We start from the raw sequence: 19,050 nt of genomic DNA, 5'->3' as shown, positions 1-19,050 counted from the left end.
TTTAACGTTATTATTTTCGCGTGATAGCAGAATTTAAACCCGTCATAAGAATATATTTAATTGCGCAGGCGATATAATATATCTTATATCAAAAACGTTACCCTAACTTAAACAGATATTAAGCACAATTAAACAATAACGTTTTACATTATATTAAAAGCACCTCCTACCAATTATCACACTGCCTGGCCCACATTAATAAATAACATCACGATACGAAATTAAATGCATACAAAACAGAATGTTGCATCAGTGCCATTATTAACAACACCAATATATCAATGCCCTCCTCACTGTTTCCGCATTTATTTACGAAAGCTTAAGTTGCACAAGCCGTGTTTTCTGTCTATATCATTTTTATATCCTCAAAAATAATTCCTCTATTAATTACAGGGTTTTATACGACAAAAAACACCAATAAAAACGCTTCTCTTTCATAAGTAATTAGATTCGCTCTGATGTTGCCACTCTGAATCCTGGCGGGCATCGTGCGCGCTAAAAACAACGGTCAGTGCTGCGTTATAACAGCGACTGCGCCGGGGGCGCCCTTTACCTTCTGCAGAGATGGCTCGTCTTGCTCGCCGTTCATGACACATCTGCTGGAGTAATACCTAAATGAGCCAAATCTCTGTTATTTCAAAACTTACTGGCGTGGAAACGACCACGGAAGGCACACAGATTACGCTGAGCCATTCCTCTATCGTTGAGCTTCATGTCGAGCGAGCGAGCGTCTCCCACTTCGCGCGAAATGGTAACGATCTGCTGGTTACGCTGCACTCCGGCGAGGTGATCACCCTTAAAAATTTCTACGTCACGGACGCGCAGGGCGTGAGCCAGCTGGTATTGCAGGACAGCAGCGGTGCGTTATGGTGGATAGAAGATCCTACCGGAGCCGCCACGTACGAATCCATCGCATCTACGGACGTGCTGCTCGCGGCCTCCGGAAGTGATACCGGCGGTGCCGCCATCTGGCCATGGGCACTGGGCGGCATTGTCGCCGCAGGCGGCATCGCGGCGGCGGCAAGCGGCAGTGGTGGTGGCGGCGGCGGTGATGGCGATAATGGCGGCAATAACAATGGCTCCAACCCCAGCAACCCCAGCAAACCCACCGTTCCTGCCGATCCTGGCGATCCGGATACGACACCGCCGAATGCGCCTTCCGGTCTCAAGTTCTCTCCAGATGGCAAAACAGTCACCGGTACCGCCGAACCCGGCAGTACCATCACGCTGAAAGACGCAAACGGCAATGTCATTGGCACAGGAAAAACGGGCAGCGACGGCAACTTTACCGTCTCTCTCGGCACGCCGTTGACCAACGGTGAGCAGGTAACAGCCACCGCGACGGATGCCGCCGGCAATACCAGCCCGGGCACCACGCTCAACGCGCCGGACACCACCGCGCCCGATGCGCCAGCAATCACCAGCGTAACGGACGATATTGCCCCGCAGACGGGGGCAGTCAGTAACGGTGGCAGCACCAACGATCAACGCCCGCAGATTACCGGCACCGGCGAAGCGGGCTCGACCGTGACGATTTATGACGGCGGAGTCGCCATTGGTACGGCGGTCGTGGCCAGCAACGGTACCTGGACCTTTACCCCGTCGGCGGCCCTGAGTGAAAGTACTCACCAGATTACCGTTCGGGCAACTGACGCCGCCGGCAACACCGGTCCAGCCTCACCGGTGTTTACGCTGACGGTGGATCTTACTCCGCCGGACGCACCAACCGCGATTGTGCTGACCGACGATACGGGCCTTATCAGAGGAACAATCACGTCGGGCGTACCTACCGATGCTTCAAAGCCGATCCTGGCGGGAACGGGCGAGCCCGGTGGGACCATCACCATCTACGATAACGGCGTGGCGATTGGCACAACAACGGTGCGGCCCAACGGCACCTGGAGCGTTACGCCAGACCGCCCGCTCCAGGACGGAGCGCACTCAATTACCGTCACTGAAACCGATGCCGCCGGGAACAAAAGCGCGGCATCGGAGCCTGTCAGCTTCACCGTGGACACCACGCCGCCGTCTGCCCCAGGAAACCTCGTGGTTTCAAATGATGGCACTTCCATCAGCGGTATCGCGGAGGCAGGCAGCACGCTGACCATCCGCGAAGGTAACGTCACCCTTGGCACAGCTGTTGCCGATAGCCAGGGTAACTTCAGCCTGACGCTGACCCCAGCGAAGCTCAACGGCGAAATCCTGACCGCTGACGCCACCGACGCGGCAGGCAACACGGGGCCTGCAACCTCTGCGGCGGCACCGGATCTTACCCCACCGCAGACCCCGGTTATCGTGTCTGTGATTGATGACGTGCAGGCCACCACCGGCCCCGTGGGCCCTAACGGGCTTACCAACGACCGGGCGCCGACCGTGAACGGAACGGGCGAGGCGGGCTCGACCATCACGATTTACAACGGCAGCGATGTCCTCGGTACGGTGGTGGTTCCCTCCTCCGGCCTGTGGAGCTTTACGCCGCCCACACCGCTGACCGATGGCACGTACGTGCTGACGGCAACGGCGACCGATCCCGCCGGAAACCCGAGCGGCATATCAACCGCGTGGACAATTAACGTCGACGGGACGGCACCTGGCGCCCCGGTGATTTCACAAGTCGTGGACGATGTTCCCGGGCGTACCGGCTCGCTCGATATCAATGAGACCACCAACGACGCCACCCCGACGCTCAGCGGTACCGCCGAACCAAACGCGACGGTCACCCTCCGCGTGGACGGTGTTGCTATTGGTACGACCGTCGCCAATGGCCTCGGCGTATGGATCTTTACGCCGCCCTCGCCGATCGGTGAGGGGCCGCACGCCCTGACCGCCGTCGCGACCGACGCGGCAGGTAACACCAGCGGCGTCTCCAACACCTGGACTCTGACGATTGACAGCGTTGCGCCTGCTGCTCCGGTTATTACCCAGGTGATAGATGATGTGCCGGAGCGCCTCGGGGCGCTCAACCCGAACGACAGCACCAACGACACCACGCCGACGCTCAACGGCACGGCTGAACCGGGCTCAACCGTCACCATCCGCCTGGATGGCGCCGATCTTGTTACGGTCCCGGTCGACAACAACGGCGCGTGGACCTATACCCTCACCACGCCTCTTGGCAGCGGACCTCATACCTTTACCGTCGTCGCCACCGACGCGGCGGGTAACACCAGCCAGCCGTCAAACGGCTTCACCCTGACCGTCGATATCACTCCACCGGCGGCCGCCACCATCGCCACCGTGACCGATGACGTCGGCGGCGTTCAGGGCACGCTCAGCAGCGGCGATACCACCGATGACACCAAACCGCTGCTGCAGGGCTCCGCCCCGGCTGATGCGGTGATCACCATTTATGACGGTGCCACCCTGCTCGGTACCGCCACCCTCGACGGCAGCGGCGGCTGGAGCTTTACGCCCGTTAATCCGCTCACCGACGGCCCGCATTCCCTGACGGTTCACGCCACGGATGCCGCCGGCAATACCACCATTTCCAGCCCGTTTGTGTTGACGGTAGATACCGTCGCGCCTGCCACGCCGGATATTCCGGCAATCACCGTCAATCCTGACGGAACAGCAACGCCGCTGAACCCGGGCGAAACCACCCGCGACACCACGCCAACCCTGAGCGGTACCGGCACGGCGGGCGATACCGTGACAATCTACAACAACGGCGTCAAACTTGATGATGTCATCGTGGACGGTACCGGCCACTGGACCTGGACGCCATCAACCCCGCTGCCTAACGGCACCTATGACATTACCCTGACCGTGACCAATATGGACGGCACGGGCAACGAAAGCGCCCCGTCGCAGCCGGTAACCATCACCATTGATACCGACCCGCCGGCTACGCCTGCGGCACCGATCGTCACCGACAGCGTCACCCAGATCACCGGCCCCGTTCCCGATGGCGGCACCACCAACGATCCGCGCCCGGTGCTGAGCGGCACCGGCACGCCGAACGACGTAATCAACATCACTGACACGGTCAACGGCGGCACATCGTCAGTCGTCGGCACCGTCACGGTAGACAGCAACGGCAACTGGAGCTGGCGCCCTGGCAGCGACATTGCGGAAGGCAGCCACGTCTATACCGCCACCGCCACCGATGAGGCGGGCAACGTCTCTGACCCGTCGCCAGCAATTACGATTACCGTGGATACCGTGGCGCCGGATACGCCGGTCATTAGCGCCGTCGGCGGTGAGCCGAACGGCGGCTATATCACGGATACCACACCGACCGTGGGCGGAACCGGCGTTAACGGTGAGACGGTGATCGTCTACAACAACGGCGTCGAGCTGGGCCGCGTCGTGGTGGCTAACGGAGAATGGAGCCTGACGCTTCCAACACAAACGGACGGCCCGCTAAACATTACCGTGGCGGGCGTGGATGCAGCGGGCAACGTCAGCGCGCCGAGTTCGGTCTTTACCGTCACGCTCGATACCGTTGCGCCTGGGATACCGCAGATTAATGCCGTCTCAGACAGCCAGCTCACCAACAACGTGCTCTATACCCGCGACGGTACGCCGACCCTTACCGGGACCAGCGAACCCGGCACCACCGTTATCGTCTCCGTCGACGGTATCCCGTCGGGCGTGCCGGTGACGATACAGCCGGACGGCAGCTGGAGCTGGACAGCAGGCACAACGCTTTCGGATGGTTCGCATACGTTCACCGTCTCGTCTGTCGATCCTGCCGGCAACACGTCAGGAAGTTCAGCCCCGCTGAGCGTGACGGTGGATACCCTGGACCCAGCCGCCCCGGGCAATCTTAGCCTTGCTCAAGAAGGTACGCCCCTGACAGGCACCGCCGAAGCAGGCGCACTCATCACCGTTAAGGATAGCGGCGGTAACGTCATTGGTACCGGGGTTGCGACCGGCGGGAACTTCTCCATCGCGATCAGCCCGGCCCCGCAGGATGGCGCGACGCTGACCGTCAGCGCCACCGATGCCTCCGGGCGTACCAGCCTCGATGCGACTTACAATGTCACTGGTACGTTGCCGAATCTTCCTGATGTCCCCGTCATCACGGCGATCAACGACGACGTCGCCCCGATCGTCGGCGACGTGAAGGACAAAACCACCAACGACACCACCCCAACCCTCACCGGTACGGCTCAGGCGGGCAGCCTGATTACCCTCTATCTGGACGGTAGCGCGACGCCATTGACGACGGTAACCGCCGACGGCAGCGGCAACTGGAGCTATACGTCACCCGCGCTTGGCGAAGGGCTGCACACCTTTGAGGTGACCGCGACCCTCAATAGCCTGACCAGCGGCCGCTCTCCGGCGGCCAGCGTCACCATCGACCTTACCGCGCCGGGCACGCCAACTATCGGCGCGGTGATTGACGACGTCGGTCCGGGGACCGGCCCGCTGACCAGCGGCCAGACCACCAACGACAACCAGCCGACCCTCACCGGCACCGGCGCGGTCGGCGATACTATCTCCATCTATAACAACGGGACGCTGCTGGGCAGCGTGGTCGTCGGCAATACCGGTACCTGGAGCTACACCACGCCCGTCCTGACAGAGGGCAACCATGTCCTGACCATCCGCGAAACCGATCCGGCAGGCAACCAGAGCGGTCCTTCGGCGGGCTTCACCGTCGTGGTGGACTCCGTTTCCGCCACGCCGGTCATCACCAACGTCACGGATAACGTCGGTAACGCCGCCACCACGGTGGTCAGCGGCAGCGAAACGAACGACGCCACGCCAACCCTTTCAGGGACAGCGGATGCAAACAGCGTGGTGACCATTTTCGACGGCGGCACGCAGATTGCCGTGGTCACGGCTGACGGCACCGGCGCGTGGACGTTTACCCCTGACACCGCGCTCGGCGAAGGCTCGCACAGCTTCACCGTCCGGGCGACCGATCCGCAGGGCAACGTCAGCGCGGCCTCTGCCCCCTGGAGCGTGGTGGTTGACCTGACGGCACCGACGGTTCCAACGCTCGATAATGTGAACGACAACGCCCCTGGCGGCGTTACGGGCAACCTCACCAGCGGGCAAACGACCAACGACAGCACCCCAACCATCAGCGGCACCGGGCTGGCGGGCAGCACGATTCACATCATGAACAACGGCACGCAGATTGGCACTGCCATCGTTGACGTAAGCGGCAACTGGACCTTTACGCCGACCGCGCCGCTGGGCGACGGCAGCTACTCCCTGCGCGCGTATGCAACGGATACGGCAGGCAACGCCTCGGCTAACTCATCGGTCTTCGCCTTTACCATTGATACCGCAGCCCCTGGCGTACCGGTGGTAACCAGCGTGATTGACGATATCGGCCCGGTCACCGGGACGCTCACGTCGGGCAACAGCACCAACGACGCGCGTCCAACCTTCAACGGCACGGGCGAAGTGGGTTCTACCGTGCACGTGATCGTTGATGGCAACGAAATTGGCACTGCGGTGGTCAATGGCCAGGGCAACTGGACCTTCACCCCGGGTACCGATCTGGCCGACGGGCCACACGCTATTACCTTCAACGCCACCGACGCGGCAGGCAATACCGGCAGCACGACGACGCCGTTTAACCTGACGGTGGACACGGGCGTGCCGTCGGCGCCGGTCATTTCGACCGCAGGTGACAACGTGGGCAGCATTCAAACCCCGCTCTCTTCCGGGCAGAGCACCGACGACACCACTCCGACGCTCAACGGCACCGCGACCGCCAACGCCACGGTCACCGTGTATGAAAACGGGCAGCCGGTCGGCACCGTTCAGGCGGACGGTACCGGCGCATGGAGCTTTACGCCGTCAACGCCGCTGGCCAGCGGTAGCCATACCTGGACCGCCACGGTCACCGATGCAGCGGGCAACGTCAGCCCGACCTCGCCGAACTTTACCCTGATTGTTGATACCGCGGCACCGAACGCGCCGGTTATCAGCCAGGTGATAGACGACGTGGGCAGCATCACCGGCCCGCTCACGTCCGGGCAAACAACCGACGACACCGTCCCACGCCTTGTCGGAACCAGCGAACCGTTTGCCACGGTGAAGATCTATGAGGGAACTACGCTTGTCGGAACGGGCACCGCGAGTGACACCGGTAGCTGGAGTATCTTGCTCAACACCACGCTGACGGCGGGCGCGCACAGCTTCACCGCGCAGGCGACGGATGCGGCGGGCAACACCAGCGTGTCGTCCACCAGCTTCAGCCTCACCGTCGACACCACGCCGCCTGCGCTGCCGGTGCTGACCAGCATTCTTGATGACGTGGGCAATGCCGCAACGCCGGTTGTGAACGGCGGGTTCACCAACGACGCGCAGCCAACCCTCAGCGGCACGGCGGAAGCCGGATCGACGGTGAAAATCTTTGATAACGGCGTACAGATCGGCAGCGTAACGGCGACCGGCGGGGCGTGGAGCTTTACGCCATCCCCGGCGCTGAGCAACGGTCCGCACAATTTAACCTTTACCGCCACCGATGCGGTGGGCAACGCCAGCGCGCCCACCGCCGGGTATGTGATTAACGTCGATACCCTCGCGCCGGGCGCACCTGTCATCAGCTCGGTCATTGATGATGTCGGCAGCGTCACCGGGCCGGTGACCGGTACGAATCCGACCAACGACACGCGCCCAACGCTTAACGGGACAGCCGAAGCAAATGCCACGGTCCGGATCTACGATGGCATCACGCTGGTGGGCACGGTGACCGCCGATAGCAGCGGCAACTGGACCCTGCCGCAAACCACCACGCTGACGCAAGGAACGCATAACTTCACCGCCACGTCCACCGATGCGGCGGGCAACACCAGCGTGGCGTCAGCCGTGACGACCATTATCGTCGATACGACCGCCCCAACGGCGCCGACCGGGACCTTCAACGCCGACGGTAGCGTCCTGACCGGGACTGCGGAAGCAGGCAGCACCGTCGCTATCCGCCTTGCGGACGGCTCGACGGTCACCGCCATTGCGGGCAGCAACGGCACCTACAGCTACACCTTCATTAACAAACAGATCGAAGGCCAGACGCTGCAGATCACCGCCACCGACGCCGCAGGCAACACCTCGCTGCCGGGCTCCGCCCTTGCGCCGGTGGTGCCGCTCTCCGCCAGCAATAACGTCGAAGAGCTGGACCTCAGCACCACGGCAACCGTGACCAACAGCCAGTACAGCGATTACGGCTTCCTGCTGGTCGGCGCCGTGGGCAACGTCCTGACGCTGCTGGGCAATGATACCGCCCAGGTGAACTTCACGGTGGGCAGCGGCGGCAGCGCGGATATCGTGGTGAACGCCAACGCTACCGGGGCAGTGCTCTCTCTGCTCAACACCCTGGAGCTGGTGGTTCAGCATTACGTCAACGGCGCCTGGACCACCGTGGTGGATACCGGCCAACCGCAGTTTGCCGATCTGCTGACCCTCGGTGCAACCGGCGTATCGCTGAACCTCAGCGGGCTGGCTGACGGCAACTATCGCGTACTCAGCTACAACACCAACCTGCTGGCGACCGGCTCCTACACCAGCCTCGACGTGGCGGTGAAAGAGACCGGTCCGGGTACGGTCACGGGCGATACCAGCCTTAACGGTAACGTAATCCTCGATACCGACCCGACCGCCGGCAGCGACAACGCGCCGGCTGGAACCACCCTCTCCGCGGTCACTAACGCCCAGGGCGTCACCACCAGCGTGAACGCCGACGGCACGGTGATCCAGGGTCAGTACGGTACGCTGACCATTAACCGCGACGGTAGCTACACCTACAACCTGACCGACACCAGCGCGTCGGTCATTGGCCGGACGGAGAGTTTCACCTACACCATCACCCATAACGGCGTCAGCGCGTCGGCACAGCTGGTGCTGTCTCTGGGCGCAGGCACGGTTATCAACGGCATTGTCGCCGTTGACGACACCAACGCCCTGACCTTCGACACCACCGTGCACGAAATCAATAACGGCGCCTCGTCTCAGGGCGGCTTTACCCTGGTGGGCATTAATCTCGGCAGCACGCTGGGGCTTAACCTGCTGGACGACATGACCAACCCGATTATCTACAACGTGGAGGAAGGCACGACCCGCACCATGACCATTCAGGCCTCCGTGGGCGGCGTGGCGCTGGCGTCGGTATTCGATCTGTACGTCTATAAGTTCAACAACGCCACACAGACCTTCGAGCAGGTTCGCGTCGAGTCGGGCTGGCTGCGCGCCCCGCTGCTGGGGGGAACGTCATCCCAGCTGACGCTGAATCTGCCTGCCGGTGAGTACCTGTTCTTGCTCAATACCGCCTCGGGCATCGCCGTCCTGACGGGCTACACGCTGAGCGTCCTGCAGGATCATGTCTACAGCGTGGCGAGTATCAGCGAAACCACCACGGGCGACGTGCTGGCGAATGACCCTGTTCCGGCGGGCACGGTGGTCACCGAAGTAAACGGCGTGACGGTCAACAGCAGTGGAACAACCGACATTCAGGGGGAATACGGCACGCTGACCATCAATTCGTCCGGCCAGTACACCTATACCCTGAGAAGCGGCGTGGGGGCGGACCATATCAGCACGCCGGACACCTTCGTCTACACCGTGACTGCGCTAGACGGCTCGAAGGATACGGCATCGCTTAACATCACCCCAACCGCACGGGCGATGGATGCGGTCAACGATGTCAGCAGCACGATGGATGTAACGTCAGTGCACCATACAACCGTCTACTCGGATACGACCGTAGGCAGCGCAAGCTGGAGCACGCTGGCGCTTCCCTCATCGGGAAGTGGTAGCGGCACCTTTGTGGTGGATCCAAACACCGCCCTGCATAATGCAGTACTGCACTTCAACGTGGCCTCGCTCCTGTCACTGGGTGGATTGACGGTCAACTGGACGCTGTCACTGGACGGCACAACGATCCGCACCGGCTCATTTAACGGCGGCATATTGCTGGGCGGTAATGCGGATGTTCCTTTAACAGGTCTTGACCTGAGCGCAGGCACTTACACCCTGAGCTATACCGGTAACGTTGGTGCACTAGGTGTAGGCACCATCACTATCACCCCAAGCGTCACGGGCACCAGCTACTCTCTGTCACAATTCGACGCGACCGGCAGCCACACCGTCAACGGCAATATCTTTGACGGCACCGACTCAGGCGGCGTGCTGGATCAACTCCACTCGGTGGATACCCGACTGAGCGTGACCGGCTACAACGGCGTGGCCACCACGCTGGATCCGTATACCGGAAGCGCAACGGTGAACATCACCGGCCATTACGGCATCCTGGCGATCGGCGCAGACGGTCATTACACCTATACCCTCAACAGCGGGGTATCGCTCTCATCCATGACATCGAAGGAGACCTTCAACTACACCCTGACCGATTCTTCCGGGAGAACGGACAGCGCCACGCTGACCATCAATATGGCGCCGCAGTTCATCAGCTCGGAACACAACGACGCCATCACCGGTACGGCCTACGGCGATACGCTGATTTACCAGGTGCTGAACAGTACGGTAGGGAATGCCACGGCGGGTAACGTCAGCAGCACTGCGGGCGATCACTGGACCGGCTTCTCGCTGGCGCAGGGGGACAAGATCGACATCGGCGATCTGCTGGTGGGCTGGAACGGTAGCGCCTCGACGCTGGGGAATTATCTCCATGTCACTAATAGTAATGGCAATACCGTGATCTCCATCGACCGTGACGGTACAGGGAGCACCTACACTAATACCACGCTCGTTACGCTTGATGGCGTTCAGACCACCTACGACGAGCTTGTTAACCAGCAGCACATCATTACCTGATAGCACCTGCAAGAGATGACCCGGGCGCACAGCGCCCGGGCATAAATAATAAAGCCGTACTCTTTTTAATAGGGACATGACATGGGAATGAAGATGCCTTACTGGTGGCTCTCGTGCTGCCTGATATCTGTGCCCGCTCTCTGCGCGAACCCGGCGGCAACCATCAATACCGGACAGCTCCGCGAAACGCAGGAACTCCCCTCGCTCAATGGTCGCGTGGCCCCTGCGGCTGGCCAAGCCGCTCCCGGTTCATTACAGCTTGGCGAGGCCGTCAACCGCGCCGTCACCTGGCACCCGGCCATCAGCGAAGCCGTGGGGAAACTCTACCAGCAGAGCGAAGAGGTAGACGTCGCGAAATCAAAATACTATCCGCAGATTAATGCCGGCGTGGACAACGGCTATTCCCATGACGGCGATCAGAACGGCTTTACGCCGTCGCTGGTGCTCTCTCTCTCACAGATGCTCTACGACTTTGGCAAAGTGGACAGCCAGGTGCGCGCCGAAAGCGCGGGCGTTGCCCAGCAGCAGGCCAACGTGCTGGTGAGTATCGACACCATCGCTCACGATACCGCCATCGCCATGGTGCAGGTGCAAACCTTGCAGCAGATGGTCGAGACCGCCAAAGAGCAGCTTGCGGCCCTCTCTTCCATTGGCACGCTGACCCGCCAGCGTAACGACGAAGGGGCCACGTCGCTCTCTGACGTAGTGCAGACCGATGCCCGTATCGAAGGCGCGCGCGCCCAGCTGATGCAGTACCAGGCCAGCCTGGACAGCGCCCGCGCCACGCTGATGAGCTTTCTCGGCTGGAACAGCCTGAACGCGGTCGGCAATGACTTTCCGCAAAAGCTGGGCCGGAGCTGCGACATCGCCGAGCCGGACGACCGCCTGGTGCCCGCAGTGCTTGCCGCCTGGGCGCAGGCTAACGTCGCCCAGGCTAACCTCGACTACGCCGACGCGCAGATGACGCCAACCGTCTCGCTGGAGCCGGAGGTGCGTCACTACATGAACGATCGCTATGCGGGGAGTGAAACCCGGGATCGCACCCAGTATTCCGCATGGGTGAAAGTGCAGATGCCGCTCTACCAGGGCGGCGGCCTCACCGCCCGGCGTAACGCTGCCGGACACGCGGTGGAGGCGGCACAGTCCACCATTCAGCGCACGCGTCTTGACGTCCGCCAGAAGCTGCTGGAAGCCCGCAGCCAGGTGATGAGCCTGCAAAGCACGCTGCAAATCCAGGGCCGCCAGGAGGCGCTCAGCGCCCGCACCCGCGAGCTGTACCAGCAGCAGTATCTCGATCTCGGCTCGCGCCCGCTGCTCGACGTGCTCAACGCCGAGCAGGAGGTTTATCAGGCGCGCTTCACCCAGCAGCAGACCCTCGGTCAGCTGCACCAGCTGCAGCTCAACTGCCTGTATAACACCGGGCAGCTGCGTCATGCGTTCGATCTTGATAACCGCACCATCCAGACCGTGGAGATCCAGCCATGAAGCAGCGTGATATCCCGCAAGGTGAAAACATGACGGATGAGGCGCTGGCGCAGTGGGCGCAGGCCTTTGGTTTTGTCGCCACGCGCTACCGCGTCGCCTGCTCGCCCGGCGCGCTAATCGCAGGCGCACCGTGGCTGAAAGGCAAACCGATGGTACCCGCCCTCACCCAGCTGGCCCGCGAAGCGGGGCTGTCGTTTCAGCTCCTTACCGACGATCGGCAGGCGATCAACAGCTGGCGTCTGCCGGTGGTGGTGGCGATGCATGACGGCAGGATCGGCGTGATCGAGCATTTCGACGGGGACGATACGCTGGAGGTCAGCTTTTTCGGCGATGAGACCTACACCAACCGGCTGTCGATGACGGCGATGCTGCCCGCGATCCGGCACGTTATTGCCCTGCGTCCACTCGCCGCGCTGAAGGACAGCCGCGTGGACGCTTATATTTCAAAATACCGCCCTGACTGGCTCTACCGTCTGGTGATGCGCGACCTGCGCCCCTACAGCTGGGTCATGCTGGCTGCCCTCTTTATCAACGTACTGTCGCTCTCCGGGATCGTCTTTTCCATGCAGGTCTATGACCGGGTGATCCCCGCCCAGTCCTATCCGACGCTTTACGTCCTGACCATCGGGGTGCTGATTGCCACCCTGTTTGGCTTTGTGCTGCGCGTGGCGCGCGGGCACATTATGGATCTGCTGGGCAAGCGCTCGGATATGCGCGTTTCGGATCGCGTCTTTGGCCACGCGCTGCGGCTACGCAACAGCGCTATTCCCCGCTCCACCGGCAGCTTTATCTCCCAGCTGCGCGAGCTGGAGCAGATCCGCGAGATGGTGACCTCGTCCACCATCTCAACGATTGTCGACCTGCCCTTCTTTTTACTCTTCGTGGTGGTGCTGGCGATCATCGCCCCGCAGCTGGCGTGGATCGCCCCTGTCGCGGCGGTGATCATGGTCCTGCCCGGCCTGTTGATGCAGAAGAAGCTGGCGGAGCTGGCGAAGCAGTCGGCCCATGAATCGACCCTGCGCAACGCGGTGCTGGTGGAGAGCGTGCAGGGGCTGGAGGACATCAAGCTGATGCAGGCGGAAAACCGCTTTTTGCAGCAGTGGAACAGCTATATCCAGATCACCGCGGAATCCGGCCTGCGCACCCGCGAGCTGACGCAGAACCTGATCAGCTGGGGGATGACCATTCAGAGCCTGGTCTACGCCGGGGTGATTGTGGTCGGCGCCCCGATGGTGATCGACGGCACCCTGACCACCGGCTCGGTGGTCGCCGCGTCGATGCTGGCCTCCCGCATGATCGCCCCGATGGCGACGCTGTGCGGCGTGCTGGCCCGCTGGCAGCAGGTCAAAGCGGCAAAAGAGGGGCTGGACAGCATCATGCAGCTTCCCACCGAAAACCAGCGCGAGGAGACGCCGATCCGCCAGGACGTGCTGCGCGGTCACTACCTCTTCGAGCAGGCGCAGTTCCGCTATCAGCCGGACGATCCGCGCATGGCGCTGCGCATTAACCGGCTGGAGATCAAGCCGGGAGAAAAAGTGGCGATTCTGGGGCGCAACGGCGCGGGCAAATCGACCCTGCTGCAGGCCATGGCGGGCGGGATGGATCTGGCGGCCGGCGAGCTGCGGCTCGACGGCTTCAGCCTGCCGCATCTCGACGTCGCCGACGTCCGGCGCAACGTCGGCTTTATGACCCAGAACGCGCGGCTGTTTTACGGCACCCTGCGCGAAAACATCACCCTCGGCATGCCGCGCGCCACCGACGAAGAGATCTTTGAGGCGCTGGAGATGACCGGCGCGGCGGCATTCGTTCAGAAACTCCCCAAAGGGCTGGACTACCCGATCATGGAAAACGGCGTGGGATTATCCGGCGGGCAACGCCAGTCGATTCTGCTGGCGCGAATGCTCCTGCGCGACCCGAATATCGTGCTGATGGATGAACCCACCGCCTCGCTGGACGAGCACACCGAGCGGGAGTTCATCCAGCGTCTGGGCGACTGGCTCGGGCATCGCACCCTGATTGTCGCCACGCATCGCGTACCGGTGCTGGAACTGGTGGAGCGGGTTGTGGTGTTGAAAGAGGGGATGCTGGTGATGGACGCGCCGAAAGCCCAGGCGCTGAACAACAGCCGTATGCAGCAACAGCAGCAGCAGGCAGCAACCGGACGGGAGTGGAAAAATGAAAATCAGTCAGCGTGACGTGGCGGCAATGGACGATCTGGATAACGCCCTCGACTCCGAAAGCGGCTACACCGGCGCGCGACGGATCGTGATCTTCTCGCTGCTGATGTTTGTGGTGCTGGGCGTCTGGGCGTGGTTTGGCGTGCTGGACGAGGTGTCAACCGGCTCGGGGAAAGTGATCCCCAGCTCGCGCGAGCAGGTCTTACAGTCTCTCGACGGCGGGATCCTCACCGAGCTGAACGTCCATGAGGGCGATCAGGTGCAGGCCGGACAGGTGCTGGCGCGGCTCGATCCGACGCGTTCCGAATCGAACGTCGGCGAAAGCGCGGCGCGCTACCGGGCTTCACTGGCCTCCAGCGCCCGCCTGTACGCCGAGGTGAACGATCTCCCGCTGAAGTTCCCCCCCTCGCTGGCAAAATGGCCGGATTTGATTGCTGACGAAACGCGACTCTACAACTCCCGCCGCGCGCAGCTGGAGGATACCCAGCGGGAGCTGCGCGCCGCGTTAGATCTCGCCAATAAGGAGCTGGCCATCACCCAGCGGCTGGTCAAAACCGGCGCCGCCAGCCACGTGGAGGTGCTGCGCCTGCAGCGGCAGAAAAGCGATCTGGAGCTGAAGCTCACCGACGTGCGCTCGCAGTATTACGTTCAGGCGCGCGAGGCATTATCCAAAGCCAACGCGGAGGTGGATATGGTTTCGGCGATCCTCAAGGGCCGCCAGGACTCCGTCACCCGTCTGACGGTAAAATCCCCGGTACGCGGGATCGTGAAAAACATCAAGGTCACCACCATCGGCGGCGTGATCCCGCCCAACGGCGAGCTGATGGAGATTGTGCCGGTGGACGATCACCTGCTGATTGAAACCCGCCTGTCGCCGCGCGATATCGCCTTTATCCACCCGAACCAGGAGGCGCTGGTCAAAATCACCGCCTACGATTACGCCATTTACGGCGGGCTGCACGGCGTGGTGGAGACGATATCCCCGGACACCATTCAGGACGAAGCCAAGCCGGAAGTGTTCTATTACCGGGTGTTTATCCGTACCAGCCAGGATTACCTGGTGAATAAGGCGGGCAGGCACTTCTCGATTGTGCCGGGGATGATTGCGACGGTGGACATTAAGACCGGAGAGAAAACGGTGCTGGATTATCTGATCAAGCCGTTTAACCGGGCGAAAGAAGCGCTGAGGGAGCGGTAGTCAATCGCCGGGTGGCGGCTTCGCCTTACCCGGCCTACAAAACCTCAAACCGCACAATTAATCCCCTTACCCCTGTGGGGAGAGGGGTACAGGCTGCCAGGGCTAAGCTGTTTACCGCTCATTCCAGGCATCTGAGAACTGAACATGACCATCGACATAGCGCCATGTTATTTTGTCATAACGCAGTTGCACACTTTCCATATGACCGGTTCCCGGGCAATTACGCGTGTCGAGCATAATCGGTGTAATAGAGACGACTTTTACAGCTTCCATTAAAATATTGAAGTACTCAACTTCCTGCCCGGCATCATTAATGTGATACCACTTTATTTCTGCAGACTGCAGTGTCTGCCCTGTCGCAACCGCTCGATAAAGATAGGGGGAAGCACTATCAATCTCCTTCTCAAACAAAAATGCGGCGTGCTGACGCGTCCCGGTAAGTTTTCCTGTGGTTTCGTCAACAGGGATACTCAGGTTATGCGTTAAACCTCGTAATTCAATACTCCCTTCCCGGCGTTCTACATCAGATGAACCCTTAATAAGATTTCCTGCATCATCCTTAAGCCATAAATGGACTGGTACCGCCATCTTAACACTCCTTATTATTCATATAGCCATCGCCCTGCTCTCGCAGATTCAGCAAACATCCTTACAGTTAAAGGCGTTGAAATTTGTTCTACGGGTTTATTAGTAAACCATTTTCTGAAAAACCATGTGCGAAACCATGGATAGTAAGCATTGTAATTCATCAGAGATATATCAACGTCAAATTTAATACTGAACTTATCCATACAAAAAACTAAATCATCATCTTCGGCATATTCTTGTAAAACATCATCCAACTGTAACGGGATGAGTTTCCCGGTAAATGTCCCGAGTACCGGTAACTCGTTCTGGAAAAAAGCTAAAACCTCTTGTTCCGTTACCATAGTCGATCTTTCTCGTGAGCAATCGTGTTATAGGTTTTAATTGTCTTATAGCATATCTGAGCCAAATCACCTGCAACCATTGTCCAGCCAATGACAGGCAGTCCTCTCCCAATGAAGGCACCCAGATTAGTAACATACTTAGGTTTTAATGTGGTAATACTTGCTTCCGTTAAGGTAGGTAGTCTTACCGGTAACTGAACATTGAGATACTGGCGCAAATATTTTGAGGCTATGGACGTTCCCGCAGTGGTTCCATAAGGTTTATTTCTCGTCTTTAATAAGGGCAATCCTAAAATGATACAACTCAGCGTTACTACATCTACTATCCCTCCGAACTGTTCTTCAATTTTATCCAAAAAAATCCAGAAAAATAGCTCCCCCGCCGATATATTGCTGATCCCTTTGTAGACGTACGTTCCGTTTAATTCCTCGACCGTATCCATACGCGCCTTCCTGACAGTTTTTTAATAACAGACACCATACTCAACTCAAACGGCTATGTTGATAAAAAGAACCTTTATAAAATCCTAAATAACTAAAATTGAGATCTTTTAACGAGGAGACATTTTTTCCTGAAGCAGCCTCGCAAAATATAACTTCATCCATCTGACCTCCTTTTTATTTTGTTAAAGCAGGCGTATGTTCCTTCCACGCCAGCAAAATCTGGCGTCGGGATTGGCATCCCGGTTAAACTTAATGGCGGCGTGAGCTCTTGTTGCGCCGTGCGTCTGGCTACATTCCAATGGTGGGCTGGACGGGGGCGTCGCAAGACGCGCCTGTGTCCATTAAGGCCGGTAATGCCAACTCCGTTCAGTCCTGCCACCCGGGAAATTGGCATTTCTCTGGCAGTGTCTTAATCACTTAATGGAAACTGTCATATGACCGCCAGTAACGCACTTTTCACTACCCCATTCAGCCACAATACCGACTTCACTGAACTTGCCGACAACTGCCAACGCTATTGCGAAGCATTGGTGGAAGAGACCGATCATGCACGAAAAATAGCGCTCTGCGGTCGTCTTGCATCGACCCTCGCCCTGCTTCGCCCGATGCTGCTGAATCCGCTCGTGTAATGGGGGATTTACTCTTTGAACTAACAGGATATTTTGCTGACCAGCTAAAAGCCCCGCGCTGGCTGAGAACCGAGGCTGGCGTCGCGTTGCTGGGTTGACATGGTTTTCTCCCTCTCCCTGTGGGAGAGGGCCGGGTGAGGGCATCAAACCGCACTCATTTTATATTTATAAACAGGACGTTAATTATGAATAATCAGCAAAAACTACGCATCTCAACCACACCAGGCGAAGTGTTGCTGCACGATTATCTTAAGCCACTAAGTCTCGGCATCTCAGAACTGGCAGAGAGAATAAACACCGATCACACCACTGCTAGCGCGCTGGTAAACAATAAAATAAAACTCACCGCCGATATGGCGTTAAAACTGGCAAACGCATTCGATACCAGCATTGAATTCTGGCTGAATCTGCAACAAAACGCAGAAAACCAAGGAATGAGAATCGAACACCCCTAACATAACCTCCCCCACCTTATCTGCTAAAGTAGGCCAAACTCATTTTTCAGGAAGAAATCATGCGCCAACGAACCATTGTCTGCCCCATCATCCAGAACGACGGTGCCTACCTGCTGTGTAAAATGGCCGACGATCGCGGCGTGTTCCCCGGCCAGTGGGCCCTCTCCGGTGGAGGAATGGAGCCGGGCGAAACAATGGAACAGGCGCTGCGCCGTGAGATCCGCGAAGAGCTTGGCGAGGCGCTGGAGATCGTCTCGGTCACACCATGGGCTTTTCGCGATGACATCAGGGTGAAAACCTACGCCGATGGCACCACTGAGGAGATTTATATGATCTATTTGATCTTCGACTGCATCAGCGCCAACCGGGAAGTCACGTTTAATGAAGAGTTTCAGGAGATCGCCTGGGTTTATCCGGAATCGTTAAAAGAGCTGGATCTCAACGAAGCCACGCGCATTACCTTCGCCCAAAAGGGCCTGCTGTAAATTCAGACCGGAACACGGGCGACATACACCCCAATATAGCGCGCAAATTTCCCGAGAAACACGCCGGCAAACACGCCGCCGGAGACGATCGCCAGCGCGCTCATGGCGGGCTGCTGCATCGTCTGGGGAGAGACCGCGCTCATCACGCCCAGCACATATTTCACCCCGAACGCCAGCATCATAAACGGCAGCGCGGTGTAGTCGGCCTGGCGGTAAAGGCTGCGCGGCGCCTCCGTGCGGGTGATAACAGCCTGCTTAATCAGGAAATACCCCAGCGCGGCCCCGGCAAGGATCCCCGCAGTCCACAATGCGACAGTCCCGGGAGTCAGCGTGCGGTAAACCACCAGATCGTAAATATCCCAGATAAGAAAGATCGCCGGAATGATGGCAAGCCGCTCCAGCGTAACGGTGGCGGGCCTGCGGGCTTTAATGCCGCGAGAGATGAGGAAGATAAACAGCACCCACACCCAGACGGGCGTGTGCGTAACGACACCGATCAGAAATTCAAACATGG

Annotated in this window: 10 protein-coding genes and 1 pseudogene; 7 read left to right on the top strand and 4 right to left on the bottom strand. The window is 59.4% G+C overall.

Going from position 1 to position 19,050, the window contains the following annotated elements; translation table 11 throughout:
• Nucleotides 1-615: 615 nt before the first annotated feature.
• From AB8846_RS07880 to AB8846_RS07865, 4 genes are all read left to right on the top strand, one after another.
• On the top strand, nt 616-10,734 hold the full coding sequence (locus AB8846_RS07880) for a BapA/Bap/LapF family large adhesin (RefSeq protein WP_370732452.1): 10,119 nt from the start codon (nt 616-618) through the stop codon (nt 10,732-10,734).
• 81 nt (nt 10,735-10,815) lie between these two features.
• The gene (locus AB8846_RS07875; RefSeq protein ID WP_063144147.1) at nt 10,816-12,219 is read left to right on the top strand and encodes a TolC family outer membrane protein; all 1,404 of its coding nucleotides are present in this window, start codon (nt 10,816-10,818) and stop codon (nt 12,217-12,219) included.
• Nucleotides 12,216-14,414 carry a type I secretion system permease/ATPase gene (locus AB8846_RS07870; protein ID WP_370732451.1) on the top strand — a complete coding sequence of 733 codons (2,199 nt, stop codon included), beginning with the start codon at nt 12,216-12,218 and terminating at the stop codon, nt 14,412-14,414. The genes AB8846_RS07875 and AB8846_RS07870 overlap by 4 nt, the downstream gene beginning before the upstream one ends.
• 10 nt (nt 14,415-14,424) lie before the next feature.
• The gene (locus tag AB8846_RS07865; RefSeq protein ID WP_086374946.1) at nt 14,425-15,594 is read left to right on the top strand and encodes an HlyD family efflux transporter periplasmic adaptor subunit; all 1,170 of its coding nucleotides are present in this window, start codon (nt 14,425-14,427) and stop codon (nt 15,592-15,594) included.
• Nucleotides 15,595-15,705: 111 nt separating this feature from the next.
• Here the strand turns inward: AB8846_RS07865 and AB8846_RS07860 are convergent, their stop codons facing one another.
• Genes AB8846_RS07860 through AB8846_RS07850 form a run of 3 tightly spaced genes read right to left on the bottom strand, consistent with a single transcriptional unit; the run spans nt 15,706 to nt 16,966 of the window.
• Nucleotides 15,706-16,182, bottom strand: coding sequence for an Hcp family type VI secretion system effector (locus AB8846_RS07860; RefSeq protein ID WP_370732450.1), 477 nt, complete (start codon nt 16,180-16,182; stop codon nt 15,706-15,708).
• Between the two features lie 14 nt (nt 16,183-16,196).
• Complete coding sequence (locus tag AB8846_RS07855) at nt 16,197-16,523, bottom strand: DUF1493 family protein (RefSeq protein WP_063144151.1); 327 nt, start codon at nt 16,521-16,523, stop codon at nt 16,197-16,199.
• Nucleotides 16,517-16,966, bottom strand: a complete 450-nt coding sequence (locus AB8846_RS07850; protein WP_370732449.1) for an STM2901 family protein — start codon at nt 16,964-16,966, stop codon at nt 16,517-16,519. The genes AB8846_RS07855 and AB8846_RS07850 overlap by 7 nt, the downstream gene beginning before the upstream one ends.
• A 435-nt stretch (nt 16,967-17,401) precedes the next feature.
• Here AB8846_RS07850 and AB8846_RS07845 point away from each other — a divergent pair.
• The 3 genes and pseudogenes from AB8846_RS07845 to nudI all read left to right on the top strand — a co-directional run bounded on the left by AB8846_RS07845 (nt 17,402) and on the right by nudI (nt 18,536).
• A pseudogene (locus AB8846_RS07845) lies at nt 17,402-17,694 on the top strand (hypothetical protein).
• Nucleotides 17,695-17,781: 87 nt separating this feature from the next.
• Nucleotides 17,782-18,051, top strand: coding sequence for a HigA family addiction module antitoxin (locus AB8846_RS07840; protein ID WP_074147269.1), 270 nt, complete (start codon nt 17,782-17,784; stop codon nt 18,049-18,051).
• Between the two features lie 59 nt (nt 18,052-18,110).
• A complete protein-coding gene (gene nudI / locus AB8846_RS07835; RefSeq protein WP_063144154.1) occupies nt 18,111-18,536 on the top strand; it encodes a nucleoside triphosphatase NudI in 426 nt (141 codons plus the stop codon).
• Nucleotides 18,537-18,538: 2 nt separating this feature from the next.
• On the opposite strand, the gene AB8846_RS07830 is transcribed toward nudI, so the two are convergent.
• The gene (locus AB8846_RS07830; protein WP_370732448.1) at nt 18,539-19,048 is read right to left on the bottom strand and encodes a DUF6622 family protein; all 510 of its coding nucleotides are present in this window, start codon (nt 19,046-19,048) and stop codon (nt 18,539-18,541) included.
• Between the last annotated feature and the right edge of the window lie 2 nt (nt 19,049-19,050).

Origin of the sequence: Enterobacter sp. KB-221C9 (assembly GCF_041320715.1) — a bacterium.
Taxonomy (GTDB): domain Bacteria; phylum Pseudomonadota; class Gammaproteobacteria; order Enterobacterales; family Enterobacteriaceae; genus Enterobacter; species Enterobacter asburiae_D.
The sequence above is the reverse complement of the archived record's forward strand: the minus strand, read 5'-3'. Positions and strand labels throughout refer to the sequence as shown.

Bases quoted from the DNA above. Each gene is read 5' to 3' on its own strand.
- AB8846_RS07870 (WP_370732451.1), top strand. From the start codon at position 12,216: ATGAAGCAGCGTGATATCCCGCAAGGTGAAAACATGACGGATGAGGCG.
- AB8846_RS07875 (WP_063144147.1), top strand. From the start codon at position 10,816: ATGGGAATGAAGATGCCTTACTGGTGGCTCTCGTGCTGCCTGATATCT.
- AB8846_RS07830 (WP_370732448.1), bottom strand. From the start codon at position 19,048: ATGTTTGAATTTCTGATCGGTGTCGTTACGCACACGCCCGTCTGGGTG.
- AB8846_RS07855 (WP_063144151.1), bottom strand. From the start codon at position 16,523: ATGGTAACGGAACAAGAGGTTTTAGCTTTTTTCCAGAACGAGTTACCG.
- nudI (WP_063144154.1), top strand. From the start codon at position 18,111: ATGCGCCAACGAACCATTGTCTGCCCCATCATCCAGAACGACGGTGCC.
- AB8846_RS07860 (WP_370732450.1), bottom strand. From the start codon at position 16,182: ATGGCGGTACCAGTCCATTTATGGCTTAAGGATGATGCAGGAAATCTT.
- AB8846_RS07865 (WP_086374946.1), top strand. From the start codon at position 14,425: ATGGACGATCTGGATAACGCCCTCGACTCCGAAAGCGGCTACACCGGC.
- AB8846_RS07880 (WP_370732452.1), top strand. From the start codon at position 616: ATGAGCCAAATCTCTGTTATTTCAAAACTTACTGGCGTGGAAACGACC.
- AB8846_RS07840 (WP_074147269.1), top strand. From the start codon at position 17,782: ATGAATAATCAGCAAAAACTACGCATCTCAACCACACCAGGCGAAGTG.
- AB8846_RS07850 (WP_370732449.1), bottom strand. From the start codon at position 16,966: ATGGATACGGTCGAGGAATTAAACGGAACGTACGTCTACAAAGGGATC.